18 protein-coding genes are annotated in these 18,005 nt (G+C 42.0%); 7 read left to right on the top strand and 11 right to left on the bottom strand.

The features are described from left to right. Positions 1-198 precede the first annotated feature (198 nt). Together L6773_RS13030 and L6773_RS13025 are read left to right on the top strand one after the other, a co-directional pair. Positions 199-1,554, top strand: a complete 1,356-nt coding sequence (locus L6773_RS13030; protein WP_237854869.1) for a DNA polymerase Y family protein — start codon at positions 199-201, stop codon at positions 1,552-1,554. Positions 1,555-1,701: 147 nt separating this feature from the next. Next, complete coding sequence (locus L6773_RS13025; protein WP_237854868.1) at positions 1,702-2,853, top strand: PAS domain-containing sensor histidine kinase; 1,152 nt, start codon at positions 1,702-1,704, stop codon at positions 2,851-2,853. Here L6773_RS13025 and L6773_RS13020 read toward each other — a convergent pair. Then, positions 2,850-3,902, bottom strand: coding sequence for a DUF3592 domain-containing protein (locus L6773_RS13020; protein ID WP_237854867.1), 1,053 nt, complete (start codon positions 3,900-3,902; stop codon positions 2,850-2,852). The two genes, L6773_RS13025 and L6773_RS13020, sit on opposite strands and share 4 nt — an antisense overlap. Before the next feature lie 142 nt (positions 3,903-4,044). Here L6773_RS13020 and L6773_RS13015 point away from each other — a divergent pair, with 142 nt between their 5' ends. The 3 genes from L6773_RS13015 (at position 4,045) to L6773_RS13005 (ending at position 6,782) form a co-directional block, all read left to right on the top strand. Beyond that, positions 4,045-5,112 (top strand): DUF3500 domain-containing protein, encoded by a 1,068-nt coding sequence (locus tag L6773_RS13015; RefSeq protein WP_237854866.1) that lies wholly within the window; start codon positions 4,045-4,047, stop codon positions 5,110-5,112. Positions 5,113-5,150: 38 nt separating this feature from the next. Next, complete coding sequence (locus tag L6773_RS13010) at positions 5,151-6,161, top strand: phosphotriesterase family protein (protein WP_237854865.1); 1,011 nt, start codon at positions 5,151-5,153, stop codon at positions 6,159-6,161. Positions 6,162-6,329: 168 nt separating this feature from the next. Then, on the top strand, positions 6,330-6,782 hold the full coding sequence (locus L6773_RS13005; RefSeq protein WP_237854864.1) for a DUF6174 domain-containing protein: 453 nt from the start codon (positions 6,330-6,332) through the stop codon (positions 6,780-6,782). A 105-nt stretch (positions 6,783-6,887) separates the two neighbouring features. Here the strand turns inward: L6773_RS13005 and L6773_RS13000 are convergent, their stop codons facing one another. Continuing rightward, complete coding sequence (locus L6773_RS13000; RefSeq protein ID WP_237854863.1) at positions 6,888-7,961, bottom strand: M42 family metallopeptidase; 1,074 nt, start codon at positions 7,959-7,961, stop codon at positions 6,888-6,890. 135 nt (positions 7,962-8,096) lie between these two features. Here L6773_RS13000 and L6773_RS12995 point away from each other — a divergent pair, with 135 nt between their 5' ends. Together L6773_RS12995 and L6773_RS12990 are read left to right on the top strand one after the other, a co-directional pair. Further along, entirely contained in the window at positions 8,097-8,546 is a 450-nt protein-coding gene (locus L6773_RS12995; protein ID WP_237854862.1) for an acyl-CoA thioesterase, read from the top strand. Next, on the top strand, positions 8,539-9,786 hold the full coding sequence (locus L6773_RS12990) for an HD domain-containing protein (protein ID WP_237854861.1): 1,248 nt from the start codon (positions 8,539-8,541) through the stop codon (positions 9,784-9,786). The genes L6773_RS12995 and L6773_RS12990 overlap by 8 nt, the downstream gene beginning before the upstream one ends. A 287-nt stretch (positions 9,787-10,073) precedes the next feature. Here the strand turns inward: L6773_RS12990 and L6773_RS12985 are convergent, their stop codons facing one another. The 9 genes from L6773_RS12985 to L6773_RS12945 form a co-directional block, all read right to left on the bottom strand. Then, positions 10,074-10,547, bottom strand: a complete 474-nt coding sequence (locus tag L6773_RS12985) for a dihydrofolate reductase (RefSeq protein WP_237854860.1) — start codon at positions 10,545-10,547, stop codon at positions 10,074-10,076. Then, complete coding sequence (locus L6773_RS12980; RefSeq protein WP_237854859.1) at positions 10,544-11,392, bottom strand: thymidylate synthase; 849 nt, start codon at positions 11,390-11,392, stop codon at positions 10,544-10,546. Before L6773_RS12980 ends, L6773_RS12985 begins: the two co-directional genes overlap by 4 nt. Before the next feature lie 114 nt (positions 11,393-11,506). Continuing rightward, positions 11,507-12,889, bottom strand: coding sequence for a magnesium transporter (mgtE, locus tag L6773_RS12975; RefSeq protein WP_237854858.1), 1,383 nt, complete (start codon positions 12,887-12,889; stop codon positions 11,507-11,509). A 96-nt stretch (positions 12,890-12,985) separates the two neighbouring features. After that, a complete protein-coding gene (gene rnc, locus L6773_RS12970; protein WP_237854857.1) occupies positions 12,986-13,744 on the bottom strand; it encodes a ribonuclease III in 759 nt (252 codons plus the stop codon). Between the two features lie 3 nt (positions 13,745-13,747). Then, positions 13,748-14,992, bottom strand: a complete 1,245-nt coding sequence (gene fabF / locus L6773_RS12965; RefSeq protein ID WP_237854856.1) for a beta-ketoacyl-ACP synthase II — start codon at positions 14,990-14,992, stop codon at positions 13,748-13,750. A gap of 24 nt (positions 14,993-15,016) precedes the next feature. After that, a complete protein-coding gene (locus L6773_RS12960) occupies positions 15,017-15,253 on the bottom strand; it encodes an acyl carrier protein (protein ID WP_237854855.1) in 237 nt (78 codons plus the stop codon). 121 nt (positions 15,254-15,374) lie between these two features. After that, positions 15,375-16,121 (bottom strand): 3-oxoacyl-[acyl-carrier-protein] reductase, encoded by a 747-nt coding sequence (gene fabG, locus L6773_RS12955; RefSeq protein ID WP_237854854.1) that lies wholly within the window; start codon positions 16,119-16,121, stop codon positions 15,375-15,377. Between the two features lie 6 nt (positions 16,122-16,127). Then, complete coding sequence (gene fabD / locus L6773_RS12950) at positions 16,128-17,015, bottom strand: ACP S-malonyltransferase (protein WP_237854853.1); 888 nt, start codon at positions 17,013-17,015, stop codon at positions 16,128-16,130. Next, on the bottom strand, positions 17,015-18,001 hold the full coding sequence (locus tag L6773_RS12945; protein ID WP_237854852.1) for a beta-ketoacyl-ACP synthase III: 987 nt from the start codon (positions 17,999-18,001) through the stop codon (positions 17,015-17,017). The genes fabD and L6773_RS12945 overlap by 1 nt, the downstream gene beginning before the upstream one ends. Positions 18,002-18,005: the final 4 nt, after the last annotated feature.

The raw sequence follows: 18,005 nt of genomic DNA, 5'->3' as shown, positions 1-18,005 counted from the left end.
CCAACGCAATTGACACTTCATGTCAATATCCATACTGTACCCTACATCTAAACTAATAACCTTAACAAACGGTCAAGTCAATCCAGGGATTGACATACCACAAACCACAAACCACAAACCACAACCACAAACCTGAAACTTTAAACACCAAACCAAATATTATGTACAATATATGTGTAATTTGTTATAATACGTTTAATGGACCCGAACCAACATACCGACTACGACCTTGACCAGGATGTGCATCGCATCACGCTGTACAGTTCTGTGGCGAAGGATCACCAGCATACGTCCCGGAAAAAGCGGCTGTACCTGCACCTGGACATGAGCTGTTATTACGCACAGGTGGAGCAGCAGTCTTATAATCTTTATGGACTCCCCGTGGCGATGGGCGGTTGGCGTAAGCCGGATGGAACGGCCCGCGGAATTGTGGCAACAGCCAGTTACGAAGCACGGGCGCTGGGTATTAAAACAGCGATGAGCGCTTTCGAGGCGTCGCAAATCTGCCCCTACCTGGTGTTCAAACAGATCGATTATTCCAAATACACAGAAATTGGCCGACGGTTACGAGAAATCCTCGACAACTTTTCACCCGAGGTAGAAAAATATTCGATGGATGAATATTTCATGGATCTCACCTTTTTGCTGGGAAAACCGCGGCAACACCTGGAAGCGTTTGGAAAGAAACTTCAGCAGGCAATTTATAATGATCTCGGGTTGGTTTGCTCCGTTGGAATGGCCCACAGTAAAACCTATTCCAAGCTGGCTTCCGATCTCCGAAAACCCAATGGATTAACGCTGATCCTCACCCACGACGATGCCGCTCAATATATCTATCCCCTCCCGATGGATGAGGTATGGGGAATCGGACGACGGCGATACGAACATCTCAAAAAATATGGGTTACACACCATAGCGGATGCTCATAAATCGGGCCCAGCTCCGTTCAAAAAGATATTTGGGGAGATGCAGGGGCAGCTTTTCTGGGAGACAGTGACCGGCCGAGATAAGGCCAAAGTGTTGGATAATGACGATCACGTGCCGGACGAAGTCAGCTATATGCATACGTTTTCGGATTGGACGGACGATCCCATCCAGGTAAAGGGTGAGATCATCAAAGCCGTTCGGAAAGTATGTTACCGGATGCGTGGCTATAAACGAAAAGCACGCCGCTGGGGGTGCTACATCCGTTACCAGGACAACAAGTGGGACGGCGACAGTTTTGCATTCAACACCCCCGGATTTACCAACCTGGACGAATATGTGTTAAACGCTTTTTTGCCGGAAGCGATCCGACGGGTAAAAAATGCACTCCGAAAAAATATCAAAATTCGGGGGATCGGCTTTCATACCATCGAAATGCAGTTTACAGAACAGCTTGAACTGTTTTTTAATGAAAAAGACCAGGTTCGTCAGCTCTATAATGCGGTAGATACTCTCAATAACTTTTATAAAGCGGATGTCGTAACCCCGGCAGCTATTCAGGAAAGTGTACCCGGAAATACCCATTTTGTGAACCGGAGTCCAAATGAGTCATTGACATCGAATCGATAATCCATTCCCACTCAATAATATTTGGTTCATAACGAGAGAGCTTAGGTGAACAATCTTAATATTTTCAACATCTATTTTGTAATTTATAAGAAGTAAAATCTAATGAGAGGATTCTTAAGGCACCCGGAATCTTAATCAAGAGGCTGTATGAATAATGGATCAACCTATCCAAATAAAGAAGTCACAGCTGATGAATTTTTAAAATCAGACGAGACTTTCAGGCAACTGATTAAAAATTCATTCGATATGCTTGTCCTGTTAGACTCGGATGGTGTTCAACGATATGTTAGCGAATCGTGTAAAAAAATCCTTGGATATGATCCCCGGGAGCTAACGGATATTTCAGTCATCGAGAGTATGATTCATCCGGACGATCAAGCAAAAACCAAACAGGGCTTCTTGGATATTGTGAAACACTCAAAACATGGGGGCACACAATACAGGCACCGGCACAAAAATGGTGACTGGGTATACCTTGAAGCATATGGAAATAATCAACTTCATAATCCGGATATTCAAGCTGTAGTTCTGAATGTTCGGGATATCACTGAGCGAAAGAAAGCCGAGAAAGCCCTGAAAGATAGTGAAACACGGTTAAGTGAACTGATTGCCACAAAAGACCGGTTTTTCTCCATTATCGGGCACGATTTAAAAAATCCGTTTTCCGGCATCTTGGGATTTAGTGAACTTTTGATAGACCAATTGAAAAACAAACACTACGACGATTCCTTGGAGCTTGCCCAGATGATTCAGCACTCCTCAAAACGAGTGATGGACCTGTTAAACAATCTACTGGCATGGGCTCAATCCCAAACGGGTAAAACCAAGTTTAATCCAGAATATTTTGAAATAGATGAAGTCGCTGATGAGGTCATTGATTTGCTAAGAGATTCATCCCACCAAAAATCTATATCCCTGACAAATGGGATACCTCCCGGAACGTTGGTATATGCTGATAAACCGATGATTACTCTTGTATTACGAAACTTGGTATCGAACGGAGTTAAGTTTACCCAGCCCGGCGGAAAAATTGATATTGAATCGGAAAAAAACAAAGGTGAAATATCAATATCAGTTATAGATAATGGTGTAGGAATCTCAAAAGATAATATTGAAGATTTATTCAATGTCGATAAAAGGCATTCATCAAAAGGCACCTACAATGAAACAGGAACGGGGTTGGGCCTCCTTCTTTGCAAAGATTTTATAAAAACGCACGGAGGCAGGATATGGGCGGAAAGTGAACTCGACAAAGGCAGCAAGTTCACATTCATGATTCCTCAAAAAACCGGATGTTAGTTAATCTCTTTCAGCTTCTCTTTAAATCGTTTAATCTTCATCCATTGGAAAACCATTTTGACTCCCGAACCAAAGAATGCCAATGCAATGAATGAGATAAGTACCGGCCAAAGCCAATTCCAGGCTCCCTGATCGATAATTGCATCATATGGGGTTTCAGGGTCGTAAAGTACCTGAACCGTAGAGTTTACCGTGTAATAAGGATCTGTTCCTGAACCGGCTTCGTGAGTAAATTCATATTCCTTGGAATTTTTTGTCGTAAAAACAATGATCGGGTAGAATGTTTCATCCTCTCCCGAGCCTCTCACTTCGTAATCAACAACCTCTCCTTCCGCAGATAAAGCAACCTCCATGAATTCTATCTTTTCAATCCAGAAATAACCGGCCAGAAAAATTAATCCAAATCCAATAAGAAGGATAATCGGCCCGGCATATTGGATATTTTTATTTACAAAAAGATCTGTACTCAGCAGTTCTTCTTGTGTGGTAATGAGCTCAGATTCATCTGCCTCTCGAAGTTTTGACATACCCGCCAACTTGTTTCTAATACGTTCAATAAGTTCTGAGCCACTTTTAATTTCAAATTTCTTCAGTTGCTTGAAAAGAATCCAAAAAATAACTGTAAGAATTATCAAAACGAACAGCACAGAAAAAAAGGAAAACGAAAAGGTGGCAAAAAAGATGTAACCGAGATATCCCCCGGCAAGTAAGAATAGCATCCCACCATAAAAAGGAGCTATAGATTTCAGCTTTGCTTCATCATTTTTGCTTGAATAGTAGATATATACTGATTCACCGATATCATAAGAAGGAAAGCTTGAACCAAGAGTGGAGTTAAGTTTCTTTTTCTGTCCCTGAACCACATACTCAATAATTGGATAAAACATCATGCGGAGGTTATCACCGGATTTATAATCCATTCTTTTCCTGTATCCGGTTATTGTTCCAAGCACTTTTTCGTACGAAAGCCTCGCTTGAAGTTGATCCCAAATCAAAAAAACTCCTATCAGAATCAATAGAAGACCAATTAGAAGTAGTATTACTTGCATAGGAATAGATGGTTTGTTGAGTCCCTGAATCAATTAACAAAAAAAAGAGACCTTAAACCACTGAAGTCATTATTTTGAATTTGAAGTGTACTTCAGCACATTAACAAAAATCGGGGACTTACCTATCACTAAATTTAAATATATGACAAAACTCTATGCCCTGACTCTCCTTCTGTTCCTGATCTCATCCAGTTTGACAGCTCAATCAATAGAACAGATCAGAACGGTATCACATCATTTTCTAACTACTTTGACGGACGATCAGTTGGCAACTGTTAACCATGCCTTCGATGATTCGTCGCGAACTCAGTGGACAAATCTACCTGTTGGATTGGCCACACGCCCGGGTTTAAGGTATGGTGCTCTCTCTGAGGATAGCAGAATTGAATTCCATCACCTATTAACCACACTTTTTAGCTCGCAAGGATATCTGAAAACCACAAGTATTTTGCAGTTGGATGATATTCTAAACGTTGTGTACGAGACTGCATATAAACGCGGAGATATTCCGGATCAGGCAATCGAACAGATCAGAAATTTGGACTGGTCGCTCGAAAATTATTACATTTCGTTTTATGGGGAACCCGGGCCGGTAGAACCATGGGGCATAAAGTTTGAGGGACATCATATCTCCTACAACCTCACAGCGACAGGTGATGATTTTTCGATGACACCACTTTTTCTCGGTTCGGATCCCGCTGAGGTCAAAATCTCCAAGTATGCGGGAATTCGTGTGCTGAGCAAAGAGGAAGATTATGGGATAAAACTGATCAATGCGCTGGATGATGAACAAAAATCAAATGCCACACTAAGCCAAGATGTACCCGGGGATATTTTAACGAATCCATCAAGTACTCAGAGACTTTTGGAGTATCAGGGAATCAAAGCAAGTGAATTGACCGATACTCAAAAAAAGTTGTTAAAGAGGTTGATTTCTGAGTATATCGGAAATCTTGAACATGAAAAATATCAGTACTACCTTGAAAAAATTGATAGCTCAGGAATCGATGAGATCTATTTTGCGTGGATTGGAAGTTATCAACGGATGAATCCCCACTATTATGCAATTAATGGACCTGATTTCCTGATTGAATATGATAATGTAGGTTTCAATAATGACGGAAATCACATCCACACCATTTGGCGAGAAAAAGGGAATGATTTTGGTGCAGACCTTCTTCGTGAGCATCGGGTGAATCATCAACACTGATCCTTTTTATTTGAATCTGAAAATATCAGATAAATATTATGAGTAAATACACTTTTTTGATCTTCTTGTCACTTGCCACTGTTTTATTGATCAACGGAAATCATAATAGCAGAGACCAAAACAGAACTATTTTCCATTCAGTGAATGGTTCTATTGCAGTTGAAAAGATGGGTTTTGCTCTTTCACACGAACATATCATGTCAAATTTCGGCAAGGATATCAGTGAGACTTCTGAGTATGATGAGGCCGCGCTTGCAAACCAGGTAGTTCCCTATCTGCGAAGAATAAAGTTGCTAGGTGTGGATACCATTTTTGATTGTACCACTGCCCATTTTGGCAGGCGGGTTGATCTTCTTCAAACTATCGCCGATTCCACGGGCCTTCAAATAGTCACAAACACAGGTTACTACGGTGCCGTAGATGACAAGTATGTCCCACAAACAGCATATAACTCTACAACCCGAGAGATCTCTGAACGCTGGGTTGATGAGTTTGAAAATGGAATTGATGGAACCAATGTAAAACCGGGATTTATTAAACTGGCGTTTGACAACGGAACCCCATCGGATATAGATAAAAAACTATTTGAGGCCGGAATTATGGCCCATTTAGAAACAGGCTTAACACTTGCGGTTCATACCGCAGATAATCCGGAAGCAGTTGATACCCAGCTAAGTCTGCTTCAACAATTTGATGTAAGTCCCGAAGCATGGATCTGGACACACGCACATACAAGTAACGATCTCAATTTGTTGATTGAAACAGCCCAAAAAGGAGCCTGGATCTCCCTTGATCGCGTAAATTCATCGAATATTCAAAGTACAGTTGATTGGCTGCAACGATTTAAATCAGAGAAATTACTTCACAAGATTCTGCTTTCTCACGATGGCAACGGGTTTCCCGGTGGCGGAGAGCTCAGGCCTTTTGAAGCGGCGATGAATGAACTCATACCGGCACTTCAAGAAAATGATTTTACCGATAAGGAGATCGACCAATTGTTTGTAGAAAATCCGAAAAATGCGTTCTCGATTAAAATCCGAAAGCTCTGATAATTTTTTACCTCGATTGTCAAAAATCCAGAGATCACGTCCCTCCCCTATAAAAATAATTCCAAGCAAAGGATAGGTATCAGAGTTCACGAAAGTGTACTTTTAACAAATAGTATTTAATTCAAGTACAGGAGAATTTTGAGCCGGACCAGGACCCTTTTCATTTTTTTGTCCGCCCTATTTCTCATCTCATCGTGCGATTCGATTAGTGATGGTAGAAAAGGAGATAATTTCAGGACGAATCTAAATCTATGGAAAGAGCAGAGTGTAGAAAACTACTCGTTTGAGTTCAGCAAATTTTGTTACTGCGGCGGCCTCTTTAACCCTTCCATCATTGTGGTGAAAACAGATACGATTCATGCCGTTCTTGATCCCGAAACCGGCGAACCCCTTCGTGATCCGCAGACTGATGAATTGGTATTCCCAATGTATTCCGAGTCATTCCGAACCATCAATGAACTTTTTGATATCATTGAAAATGCACGCCAAAAAGCGGATAAACTGATTGTTGAGTACAACAAGAAAACAGGCTATCCCGAGTACATTGAGATCGACTTTATCAAAGAGGCGATTGATGATGAAGTGACGTATAGAGTCGACAAATTTGAACCCGAACAGTAGGTAGCTGCTCACGTAATCGAAAATCATCGGATGAGTATTTTTAGCATAAATACTTCCCTTGAGAGCAATGATACTCATCCGGTAACTCAAATTTTATTCAGAAATCTAAACCTCAAAAACTTGATCTTCTCTCATCGCCAGAACTGTTTCGGCCATCAGTTTCACGAGATTTTCTACATCACTCAACGATGCAGTCTCAACCGGTGAATGCATATATCTCAATGGCAGTGATACCAGCGCGCTCGGAATCCCTGTTTTTTGATAGAAAATACTGTCGGTATCCGTTCCCGTTCTCACACTTGTGGCTTCATGCTGAATATCGATCTCCTGCTTGTCTGCCGTCTGCTCAATCAGTTCTACAATTGCCCGATGATTCGCCCCGCCATGCTGAACCGTCGGTCCTTTGCCCAGTTTCACAGTTCCGTGTTCTTTATTGTTGATGCCAGGTGTGTCTGTAGCATGTGTAACGTCGGTCACCAATGCCGCATCAGGCATATGGCGGAAACTCATCATTCGTGCACCAAAACCACCCACCTCCTCCTGCACGGAGTTGAGAGCGATCACGTTAACTTTCAGATCTTTTTTCCTGCTTCGCAGCTGCTTCATAGCATGAGCAATCACAAATCCGCCGATCCGGTTATCTAACGCACGGCCGGTGATGATATCATCATTCAAATATTCCAATTCATCTGCATAAGTGATCGGGTCTCCTATTTGAATCATCTCAAGAGCTTCTTCTTTTGATGAAACCCCGATATCCACATAGATATCTTTCCATTCCGGTTGCTTGCCACCACCATTCTTTTTGTCTTGCAAGTGAATTGCTGTATTCCCAACGACTCCGATAACTCGGCCTTTTTTCGAGTGAATCACAACTCGTTTGGCTCGTGCAATGGTTGAATCACTACCGCCCAATTTATTCAATGTTACAAATCCATTATCAGATATATGCTGAACCACCATCCCGATCTCATCAGCATGAGCCTCGAGCATAATTGTGGGCAGATCTGCATTCATGTTAAGCCTGGCCATCGCAGATCCATATGCATCGGATTCTACTTTATCAGCATATTGAGAAATAAACTTTTTCCAAACTTTCTGTCCTTCGCTTTCATAACCGGTGGGACTCGGCGTAACAATTAATTTTTCAAGAAAATCACGTGATTCCGTATCGAACATTTTATATCTGAATTTATATTAGGATGAATTCCAACAAAGAATATAAGCATCAAAAACAACTGATTCGTTCGAAATCAAAAACTCCTTCATATTCCTGCCATATTCTGTTTACCTTTCATCAAAAAGAAAGATCAAATGACTGAAAAACCTGAGTATAACAAAGATTCTTTTGCTCACTGGACAGAGTTGCCTGTTCGATTTAGAGATCTCGATGCGCTGAATCACGTAAATAATGCTGTCTTTAACACCTATTTCGAAGAGGCCCGGATCAACTTTATCAATGATGTTCCGGAATTCCAGGCATCCATGAGTGAGGGGAAAAGTTTTATGCTTGTCCATTTAGAATTGGACTACATTCGCCCTATTGAGCTGAATGAGATGCTGCTGATCGGAACATCCATCGAAGAATATGGAAATACGAGTATCAAAGGATTCCAGGCGATCTACTCAAAAGGAGATTCGGAGCTGAAAGCCGTAGCAAAAACGACAGGTGTTTGGTTTGATCTTGAGGCACAAAAACCTACTAAATTACCTGAGATCAAAGATCGCGATAAATATCTATACAAGATTCCGGATAATGGATAAAAGCAGTCAGTATAAAATTTTTAGTGACCCGGTCCACGGATTTATAACGATCCCTAAGGGTACAATTTTACGGCTGATTGATCACCCGTATGTGCAGCGGCTTCGGAGAATACGTCAGTTGGGACTGGGATATCTTGTGTTCCCGGCCGCCGAGCACTCGCGTTTTTCTCATGCCATTGGCGCTTTGGAATTGGGTCAGCGCGTCCTCAAGAATCTTCGTGAAAAGGACACAACTATCAGTGATGCAGAAGTAACAGGAACACTAATTGCTATCTTGTTGCATGATGTTGGTCACGGTCCTCTCTCCCACACCCTTGAACATACACTGATAGAGGATTTCAATCACGAGATGATGAGCCTCAAAATCATGGAGAATCTGAATAAGGAGTTTGAGGGTGAGCTGAATACAGCGATCAAAATTTTCAAAGATCAATACCCCAAAAAATTTCTTCATCAGTTAATCTCTTCTCAACTTGATATGGACCGGCTGGATTATCTGAAACGCGACAGCTTTTTTACCGGGGTTTCAGAAGGCTCGGTTGGTATCAACCGGATTTTGAAAACAATGCGTGTGTTCAAGGGAAATGTAGTGATTGAAAAGAAAGGCATCTACGCGGTTGAAAACTACATTCTATCCCGCCGGTTGATGTATATGCAGGTGTATTTGCATAAAACCGTAGTGAGTGCAGACGCACTTTTGAGAAAGATTTTCAAACGAGTTCGATATCTGATTGACGCCGGTGAGGATGTAGAAATACCGTCGATGCCACTAACTTATTTTCTGTCGAAGAATCCATCCTCCAAAAAGCGAATCACTCAAAAAATGCTTGAGAATTATATTGCACTGGATGATCATGATGTGTACATCTGCATTAAAAGGTGGGCAGCCAGTGAGGACCTGATTTTATCTGATTTGTCTCACCGGTTTTTGAGCCGTCAGCTTTTCCGAACAACGTTTGCCGATCGAAAAGAAAGAGATAAGTTACAAGAAGAGATCCAGGCAAAAACGAAAAAGTATCTCAAGAAACAGGGATTCCCGCATGATGATGAATCAATCTCCTACTATTACGAAGCCAATGAGAGTTACAGCGAGGCATACCGTTATGAAAACGAAAGCATCTGGATTTTAGAGGATAACAATAAAGCTGTTGAGTTTTCTAAAGCGGCCGATACCAAGCATATCATTGCGCTGACTGAGCCGGTTGTAAAACCGTATTTAGTACATTTGAAGGAGATATAAATGTACGCCGGACAGCTTGTCCGGTACGATCAATCGCTGGCTCACTAAAAATAATCAATAGGCTTTTTAAAGATGATTATCCAAATCTCGCTTATCTTCGAATTTTGGATTCGTCAGTAACGGGTCGGCGACCCGTTCTACAATGTACACCAACCATACAGCTTGTACGGTATCTAGTCATCATAAAATATTTATGAATAAAGGACTCAACGAAGCAATTACCCCAAACCACTTTTTATTACCGTAAATACTTTTTGTGGTAACGGGCAGGTTGCCCCTTGAACTTGTCAACCGACTCGCTGGTATTTCACAAATGAGAACTCTTCGTGATCCTCTCTCCAGGTTTCTTTCCATGTTTCACAAATTTCATCACGGTATTCAGGAAAATAGGTGTCTCCTTCATGTTTTGTTTTGACTTGAGTAATGATGAGCTCGTCAACCTGATCAATGGTTTGCCTGTAGATCTCACCCCCGCCAATGATAAAAACTTGTTCTTGATCTGACAGATAATCCAATGCCTTATCTATCGAGCTGAACGTCGGTACATGTTCGTAATTTTTAGACCGGCTCAAAACCACATTTTCTCTTCCCGGAAGTGGTTTTTCGTTCAACTCTTCAAAAACCCCTCGGCCCATTAACATGGGTGAACCCATTGTCGTTTTTTTGAAAAACTTCAGATCCTCGCTAAAATGCCAGGGAAGTTCTCCATCTTTTCCAATAACAAGATTTGGATCGTGAGCTACAATAATCGATAACTTCATACGGCAACGGGAAACTTGATGACCGGGTCTGGATCGTAATTTTTCAGCGTAAAATCTTCGAAGGTGAGTTCATCAACCGGTTTGTTTGCAATCTCCAGCGTTGGCAGTTCTTTGGGTTCCCTGGTAAGCTGTTCTTTCAAACCATCCATGTGATTTTCATAAATGTGTGCATCTACAATCGTGTGAGCAAACGTTCCCGGTTTCAAACCAACTTCTTGTGCAACGGCCATCGTAAGTGCTGAATAACAGGCTAAATTAAACGGAATTCCTAAAGCGATATCTCCGGATCGTTGTGTTAGATGACAGTTCAGTTTTCCATCAGCCACATTAAAAATATACATCAGGTGACATGGCGGTAATCCCATTTCACCTAATAATCCCGGATGCCATGCCGATACAACAATCCTTCGACTATTGGGATTGGTTTTCAGCATATGAATAGCATTTTGAACCTGGTCGAACTCTTCATACTGCCAATCTTTTTCCTTTTTATCTCCCAAAGGCTTGTAAACATCTCCATCTTTTGATTTTGCCATTGGAAAACGCCGCCATAATACCGGGTAGATGGGGCCAACATATCCATCTTCATCCGCCCAGGCATCCCAGATGTGACAATCTTTTTCATCCCTCAACCATTTGATATGATCTTCTCCCCGCAGGTACCACAATAATTCCAGAATTACAGATCTAAAATAAACCTTTTTTGTTGTAAGTAATGGATACCCTTCAGCCAGGTCTACTTTATAAAATTCAGCAAAGTTTGCAAGTGTTCTTACACCGGTTCGGTTCTCTTTCCAAACTCCGTGATCCATTACGTTTTGAACCAGGTCGTGATATTGTTTCATGCTTACATAAGGTTTAAGGTTTTTAGTTTAAGGTTTAAAGTTCGGCTACATAACCTTGAACTTTAACTATAAACTTTAAGAGGTACTCAGAATGATTAAGAAAAATCAGTTTACTTAAAGAACGACTCCTCGCAGCAGCAGAACAGCTACTGTAAAATAGATGATAATTCCGGTTACATCTACAAGGGTCGAGATAAAAGGAGCCGAAGTTACAGCAGGATCGAGTCCCAATTTCGTCATAATAAAAGGTAAAATCGACCCACTTAAATTTCCAAAAAGAACCACACCAACCAGACTTGTACCCACGGTAAGTGCCTGCAACCAAACTGCACTCGTAAAGGGTTCACCCCTTACCAGCATCCAGGTGCTGATAACAATGGTACCCATAACACCAAGCATTAATCCAAGCATTAACCCGGACATCAGTTCTCGCTTAAGTACCTGTTTCCATTGATCAAACTTAATATCATCTGTTGAAAGTGCACGGATAATTAAGGTTGCCGCTTGCGAACCGGAATTACCTCCACTGGATATAATCATAGGAATAAAAAGGGCCAAAACTGTTGCAGCTGCGAGTGTTTCTTCATAGCTGGCCATTGCAGTAACCGTAAACATCTGACCCAGAAAAAGAAGTACCAGCCAACCCAAGCGTTTACGAACCATTTCCGTGACACCTGTTTGAGAGTAATGCGTATCGAGTGCACTCATACCGGCCATCAACTGCATATCCTCCGTGGTTTCTTCTTCTGCAACATCCAGAACGTCATCCACCGTTACAATTCCTGCCAGTATACCACCTGAATCCACAACCGGAAGAGCCACTCGGTCGTACTTACTCAGCATACGAACCGCCTCCTCCTGGTCATCAAAAGCACTCAGAGCTTCAAAGGTGTTATCCATAATATCGGAAATCTTACCATCCGGTTCGGCAAGAATAAGCTGGTTAAGGCGAAGGTCATCAATCAGTATTTCATCTTCGTCAACTACGTAAATCACATTCACTGTTTCGGCGTCTCTGCCATGTTTACGGATATGTTCAAAACTTCGGTTTACCGTCCAGTCTTTTTTAATGCGAACATAATTCGTGGTCATCAAACGGCCTACACTCTCGGGTGGATATCCCAACAATCTTCGGACCTGGGCAATATCTTCCGGGGCCATGGAGTTAAGCACACGTTGCGTAAGATCTCCCGGAAGTTCTTCCATCAAAGCAACGCGCTCATCCGGCTCAAGGTTGTTCATTACATCACTCAGCTGCTGACGGCTAAACGTCTCCAACAACTCAACACCCTTTGTTGAACTCAGGTAGGTAAATACATCGGCTGCTTTACTTTTTTTCAATAGCCGAAATATTACCACGGCCACTTCGGGATTTAGATCATCCAACAACTCAGCAACGTCCACTGCCGGTACATCATCAAGTACTTCCTTAATTGTAACCCACTCTTTCTTTTCGATGAGTTCATCAAGTTCCGGTTTTAGTAAATGTGCGATCATGGAATATTAGTTCGGATGGATTCAAAAAAATGACCGTGTGTTAACGCTTGGCTAATTTATCAAAAAAATAAAAGGCATTTGTTGCTAATTGGGAAATTATTTTTCACCCAATGCTTCAAGTGCATTCCTTGCAGCCTCCTGCTCCGCTTTCTTTTTACTCTTGCCGGTTCCCTCTCCCAATTTCTTATTTTCTATAAAAACAGCCACATAAAATGTCTTATTATGTCCCGGGCCTTCCTCCGAAATCACCTGGTAATTTGGAAGTTTTAGCTTTTCAGATTGTGAATATTCCATCAGCAGGCTCTTGTAGTTGTCAATAACTTTTACAACCTGCTTGAAATCAATAAAACGGTCGATATGAGATGAGACAAATCTGTGAGCACTGTCGTAGCCGCTTGATATGTAGATCGCTGCGACTAGAGCTTCATATACATCGGAAAGAACGCTTTTTGATAACTCGATCCCCTGGCCTGCAGCCCTTTCACCGATCTCCAGGAACTCACTTAAACCCAATTTCTTGGATATCTCGAAGAGTGTGTCTCCCCGAACGATTTTAGCACGGAGCTTCGTCAAAAATCCTTCATTTTCTTTGGGATATTTTTCGAATAGAATCTCAGTGACAATCAGATCAAGTACGGCATCCCCCAAAAATTCAAGTCTTTCATACGTTTCATAAGACTCGAACTTGTCATTATCTACAATAGACTTATGACGCAGAGCCTTCTGAAAAAGCTGTTGATACTCGCTGGGAATAGTAAGATCTAAGGTGTTCTCAAGTTTTTGTAAACGTTCTCTCGACTCAGATTGTATCGGACCCTTATCTTTCCACAACCATTTTTTGAGTCGATAGAGCATTAATTATTTTTCAAACTTCTTGAAAACAAGTGTGGTGTTATGTCCCCCGAAACCAAAAGCATTATTGAGAGCATATTTAATGTCTCGCTCAACCGGTTCGTTAGGAGTGTAATTCAAATCACATTCCGGATCAGGATTATCCTGGTTGATAGTTGGTGGAACCATACTGTGGTAGATCGCCAAAAGAGTCGCGATCGATTCTGCCGCTCCGGCCGCACCTAACATATGCCCCGTCATCGACTTGGTAGAGTTCAGGTTGATGTTGTAGGCGTAATCACCAAATACTTTTTTAATGGAGTTGGTTTCAGCAATATCACCCAGAGGTGTAGATGTACCATGCATATTGATATGGTCCACATCCTCGGGGCTTATTTCTGCCATATCCAGTGCATTGTTTAATGCAAGTAAAACGCCGTTTCCATCCGGATCTGGAGCTGTGATATGATGTGCATCAGCAGAAAATCCATAGCCAACAATTTCACCATAAATACGTGCTCCGCGATCGAGTGCAGATTCCAGTGATTCCAGGAAAAACATGGCTGAACCTTCACCTAGAACAAAACCATCTCTGTCTTTGTCAAACGGCCTGGAGGCTTTTTCCGGTTCCTCGTTTCGGCGGGAAAGGGCTCTCATGGATGAAAACCCGGCCACACCAATTCGCCATACCGGAGATTCAGTACCCCCGCACAGTGCCATATCTGACTGACCATATCGGATAGAATCGTAGGCAAGACCTATGTTGTGAGAACCTGTAGCACAGGCTGACACAGCACAGAAATTGGGTCCGCGGAATCCATATTTAATTGATACCTGTCCGGCCGGCATATCGGGAATGAGCATAGGAATAAAAAACGGGTTCACCCGTCTTGCGCCGGATTCATGAAGAACGACCGACTGCTCGTAAAATGTTTGCATCCCCCCAATACCTGTTCCAATTATTACAGCGACCCGATCTTTATTTACTTTCTCAAGATCGATGCCGCTGTCTTCAATCGCTTCACCTGAAGAGATCATTGCATATTGGGTAACCGGATCTAACCTGCGGGCCTCCTTTCGATCGAAATAGTCATTCGAATCGTAATTTTCTATTTGGCCAGCAAACTTTGTGGGCAAATCACTTGTATCGAAGTGTTCAATTGTTCGCACTCCGCTCTTGCCGGAAATTAATCCGTTCCAAAAATCAGGGGCGGTTTTACCGACAGGGGTGAATGCACCTATTCCAGTGATTACTACTCTTCGTCCGGTCATAAAAGGGGGTCTTCTCGTTTATATCTACGATTTCTCCTGAATGTACTCGATAGCGTCGCCGACAGTTGCAATATTTTCGGCATCTTCATCAGGAATACTAATATCAAATTCTTTTTCAAACTCCATAATGAGTTCAACGGTATCCAGGGAGTCAGCTCCCAGATCGTTTGTGAAGTTTGCATCGGCAACAACTTCAGATTCATCAACTCCGAGTTTATCAACAATAATAGATTTTACTTTAGCTTCAACGTCCTGTGACATAAGTTAGACCTTTGTTTAGTTTAGTAGTTAAAAGTAGGTTCGTAAATTTATTTAGACACGTGAAAATACAACATCTGTTCATAAAATAACACGCTCAAATCATTCGTCTTAATAGAATGGGCTACATTGCCATTCCACCGTCTACACGAATCACTTCACCTGTAATATATGAACTGATATCCGATGCAAGAAACGCAACCACATTTGATACTTCTTCGGGGGTTCCTGCCCTTCCAAGCGGTGTTTCTTCTTTAATAGCTTCCAATACTTTTTCGTTGAGATTTTCAGTCATCTCGGTTAAAATATAGCCAGGTGCTACAACATTTGCCCGAATATTACGGCTTGCCAGTTCTTTTGCATATGATTTGGTAAATCCTACAATTCCGGCTTTTGATGCTGCATAATTACTCTGCCCGGCATTTCCACTCAGTCCAACAACGGAACTGATATTTATGATTGATCCGCCTCGTGCCCTCATCATTGGTTTCGCAGCGGCTTTACTGTAGTTAAAAACACTTTTCAAGTTGGTGGTGATTACATCATCCCACGCTTTCTCATCCATTCTGAGTATCAAATTATCTTTAGTGATACCTGCATTATTGACCACTACATTCAATGATCCCCAATTCTCAACAATATCAGAAATTACTTCTTCTGCCCGGTCAAATTGAACGGCATCGGCTTGATAGGAGATTCCTTTCACTCCTTCATTTTCAATATTCTTAACAACCTCGGCAGCAGCATCGGCTGAACTTGCGTATGTTATCGCTACATTAGCACCGGCTTTAGCTAACGTAAGAGCAATTGATTTTCCAATTCCACGACTGCCACCTGTAACCAGGCAATTTTTTTCTTTAAGATTGATCATTTTATTCTATTGATATCCTTCAATATTTACTTCTTTCAGTGTTCGTTTGACCAACCCTTGCAAGACATTTCCGGGGCCAACCTCAACAAACGAATTTACTTCATCTTTTTCCATATTGAGCAAGGTTTGCGTCCATCGTACAGGATTCACAAGCTGCTGGAGAACATTATCTTTTAATTCACCGATATCTCTTGTGGATTCGGCCGTAAAATTACTAAATACTTTGTAACGAGGGCGAAAAAATGTGGTGTTTTCCAGTTTTTCCTCCAATGCATCATAAGCTGATTTCATCAACGGAGAATGAAACGCGCCGCTGACAGGTAAAATTTTTGCTAAACGGCAGCCTTGCTCCTTGGCAATATCTACAGCTTTGTGAACAGCATCAACATCCCCGGAGATTACAAGCTGGCCCGGACAATTGTAATTAGCCGGTACTACCGGTTTTCCAATCTCATCGGATGCTTCTTCACAAATTGAATCTACAGTTTCATCATCCATCCCGATAATTGCAGCCATCGTTCCCGGATTTTCATCACCGGCTTCCTGCATCTTTTGCCCCCTCAGGGCTACCAGCTCCAGGGCTGATTCAAATTCGAGTGCTCCAGCCGCTGTCAGTGCCGTAAATTCACCAAGGCTGTGGCCAGCCATCACATCCGGATCCAGATCAAGAGTTGTATATAGAGCATAGGAGTGAAGAAAGATGGCCGGTTGTGTGTACTTCGTCTGAGTTAATTCATCAGACGGTCCTTCAAACATAATTTCGCTTAAAGAATAATCCAACAGTTCATCGGCTTCATCAATTATGGACCGAAATTTAGGATTTGACTCATAATGCTCGAGGCCCATTCCAACTTTTTGCGATCCCTGGCCGGGAAATAATATAGCTGTTCGCATTACTTCCTCCATTTCAAGTAAACAGCTCCCCATGTTAATCCACCGCCGAATGCTGAAAGAATAATATTATCCCCATCCTTGAGCTGATCTTTCCAATCATATAAACAAAGAGGAATCGTAGCAGCAGTGGTATTACCATATTTACCTATATTTACCATCACCTTCTCTTCGGAAAGTCCCATTCGTCGAGCCGTTGCACTAATAATTCTTTGATTGGCTTGATGTGGGACAAGCCAGGCAACATCATCGCCACTCAGATTGTTTCTTTCCATAATTTCAAGAGAAACATCAGCCATTCCTTCGGTGGCTTTCTTGAAGACTGCACGACCGTCCTGGCGAATAAAGTGCATTTTATTTTTTACCGTCTCTTCGCTTGCAGGATTTAAACTTCCACCTGCGGGTTGATAGAGTAAACATTCTTCGTCACCATCAGTATGCTGTACAAAATCGATAATGCCATCGCCCTCGGTTTCTTCTAAAACTACGGCGCCTGCAGCATCACCAAAAAGTATACAAGTAGTGCGATCTGTAAAATCTACTATGGCACTCATCTTATCAGCACCAATTACCAATACTTTTTTTGCACGGCCCGATTCAATCATCATACTTCCGTTCGACAATGCGAATAGAAATCCTGAACACGCGGCGGAAAGATCAAATCCATAAGCATTTTCCGCACCTATACGTTTTTGCACAAGTGCAGCTGTTGCAGGAAACATATAATCCGGGGTAACGGTTGCAACTATTATGGCATCAATATCTTTAGCATCCACTTCGGCATCCTCAAGAGCTTCCAAAGCCGCTTTTTCTGCCATATAAGATGTGCCTTTATCCGGATCCTTTAAAATACGCCGTTCCGAAATTCCCGTTCTAGTGCGTATCCATTCATCGTTTGTCTCAACATACCCTTCGAGTTCTTTATTAGTCAAAATATAATCGGGCAAAAAATGACCAACCCCGCTAATCTTGGCTCGCTTTACAGACATTCAA

It is taken from the genome of Rhodohalobacter sulfatireducens (genome assembly GCF_022012475.1).
In the GTDB taxonomy this organism is placed as follows: Bacteria; Bacteroidota; Rhodothermia; order Balneolales; family Balneolaceae; genus Rhodohalobacter; species Rhodohalobacter sulfatireducens.
This window is presented reverse-complemented; position numbering and strand designations above follow the sequence as displayed.

Bases quoted from the DNA above. Each gene is read 5' to 3' on its own strand.
- L6773_RS13030 (WP_237854869.1), top strand. From the start codon at position 199: ATGGACCCGAACCAACATACCGACTACGACCTTGACCAGGATGTGCAT.
- L6773_RS13025 (WP_237854868.1), top strand. From the start codon at position 1,702: ATGAATAATGGATCAACCTATCCAAATAAAGAAGTCACAGCTGATGAA.
- L6773_RS13020 (WP_237854867.1), bottom strand. From the start codon at position 3,902: ATGCAAGTAATACTACTTCTAATTGGTCTTCTATTGATTCTGATAGGA.
- L6773_RS13015 (WP_237854866.1), top strand. From the start codon at position 4,045: ATGACAAAACTCTATGCCCTGACTCTCCTTCTGTTCCTGATCTCATCC.
- L6773_RS13010 (WP_237854865.1), top strand. From the start codon at position 5,151: ATGAGTAAATACACTTTTTTGATCTTCTTGTCACTTGCCACTGTTTTA.
- L6773_RS13000 (WP_237854863.1), bottom strand. From the start codon at position 7,961: ATGTTCGATACGGAATCACGTGATTTTCTTGAAAAATTAATTGTTACG.
- L6773_RS12995 (WP_237854862.1), top strand. From the start codon at position 8,097: ATGACTGAAAAACCTGAGTATAACAAAGATTCTTTTGCTCACTGGACA.
- L6773_RS12990 (WP_237854861.1), top strand. From the start codon at position 8,539: ATGGATAAAAGCAGTCAGTATAAAATTTTTAGTGACCCGGTCCACGGA.
- L6773_RS12985 (WP_237854860.1), bottom strand. From the start codon at position 10,547: ATGAAGTTATCGATTATTGTAGCTCACGATCCAAATCTTGTTATTGGA.
- L6773_RS12980 (WP_237854859.1), bottom strand. From the start codon at position 11,392: ATGAAACAATATCACGACCTGGTTCAAAACGTAATGGATCACGGAGTT.
- mgtE (WP_237854858.1), bottom strand. From the start codon at position 12,889: ATGATCGCACATTTACTAAAACCGGAACTTGATGAACTCATCGAAAAG.
- rnc (WP_237854857.1), bottom strand. From the start codon at position 13,744: ATGCTCTATCGACTCAAAAAATGGTTGTGGAAAGATAAGGGTCCGATA.
- fabF (WP_237854856.1), bottom strand. From the start codon at position 14,992: ATGACCGGACGAAGAGTAGTAATCACTGGAATAGGTGCATTCACCCCT.
- L6773_RS12960 (WP_237854855.1), bottom strand. From the start codon at position 15,253: ATGTCACAGGACGTTGAAGCTAAAGTAAAATCTATTATTGTTGATAAA.
- fabG (WP_237854854.1), bottom strand. From the start codon at position 16,121: ATGATCAATCTTAAAGAAAAAAATTGCCTGGTTACAGGTGGCAGTCGT.
- fabD (WP_237854853.1), bottom strand. From the start codon at position 17,015: ATGCGAACAGCTATATTATTTCCCGGCCAGGGATCGCAAAAAGTTGGA.
- L6773_RS12945 (WP_237854852.1), bottom strand. From the start codon at position 18,001: ATGTCTGTAAAGCGAGCCAAGATTAGCGGGGTTGGTCATTTTTTGCCC.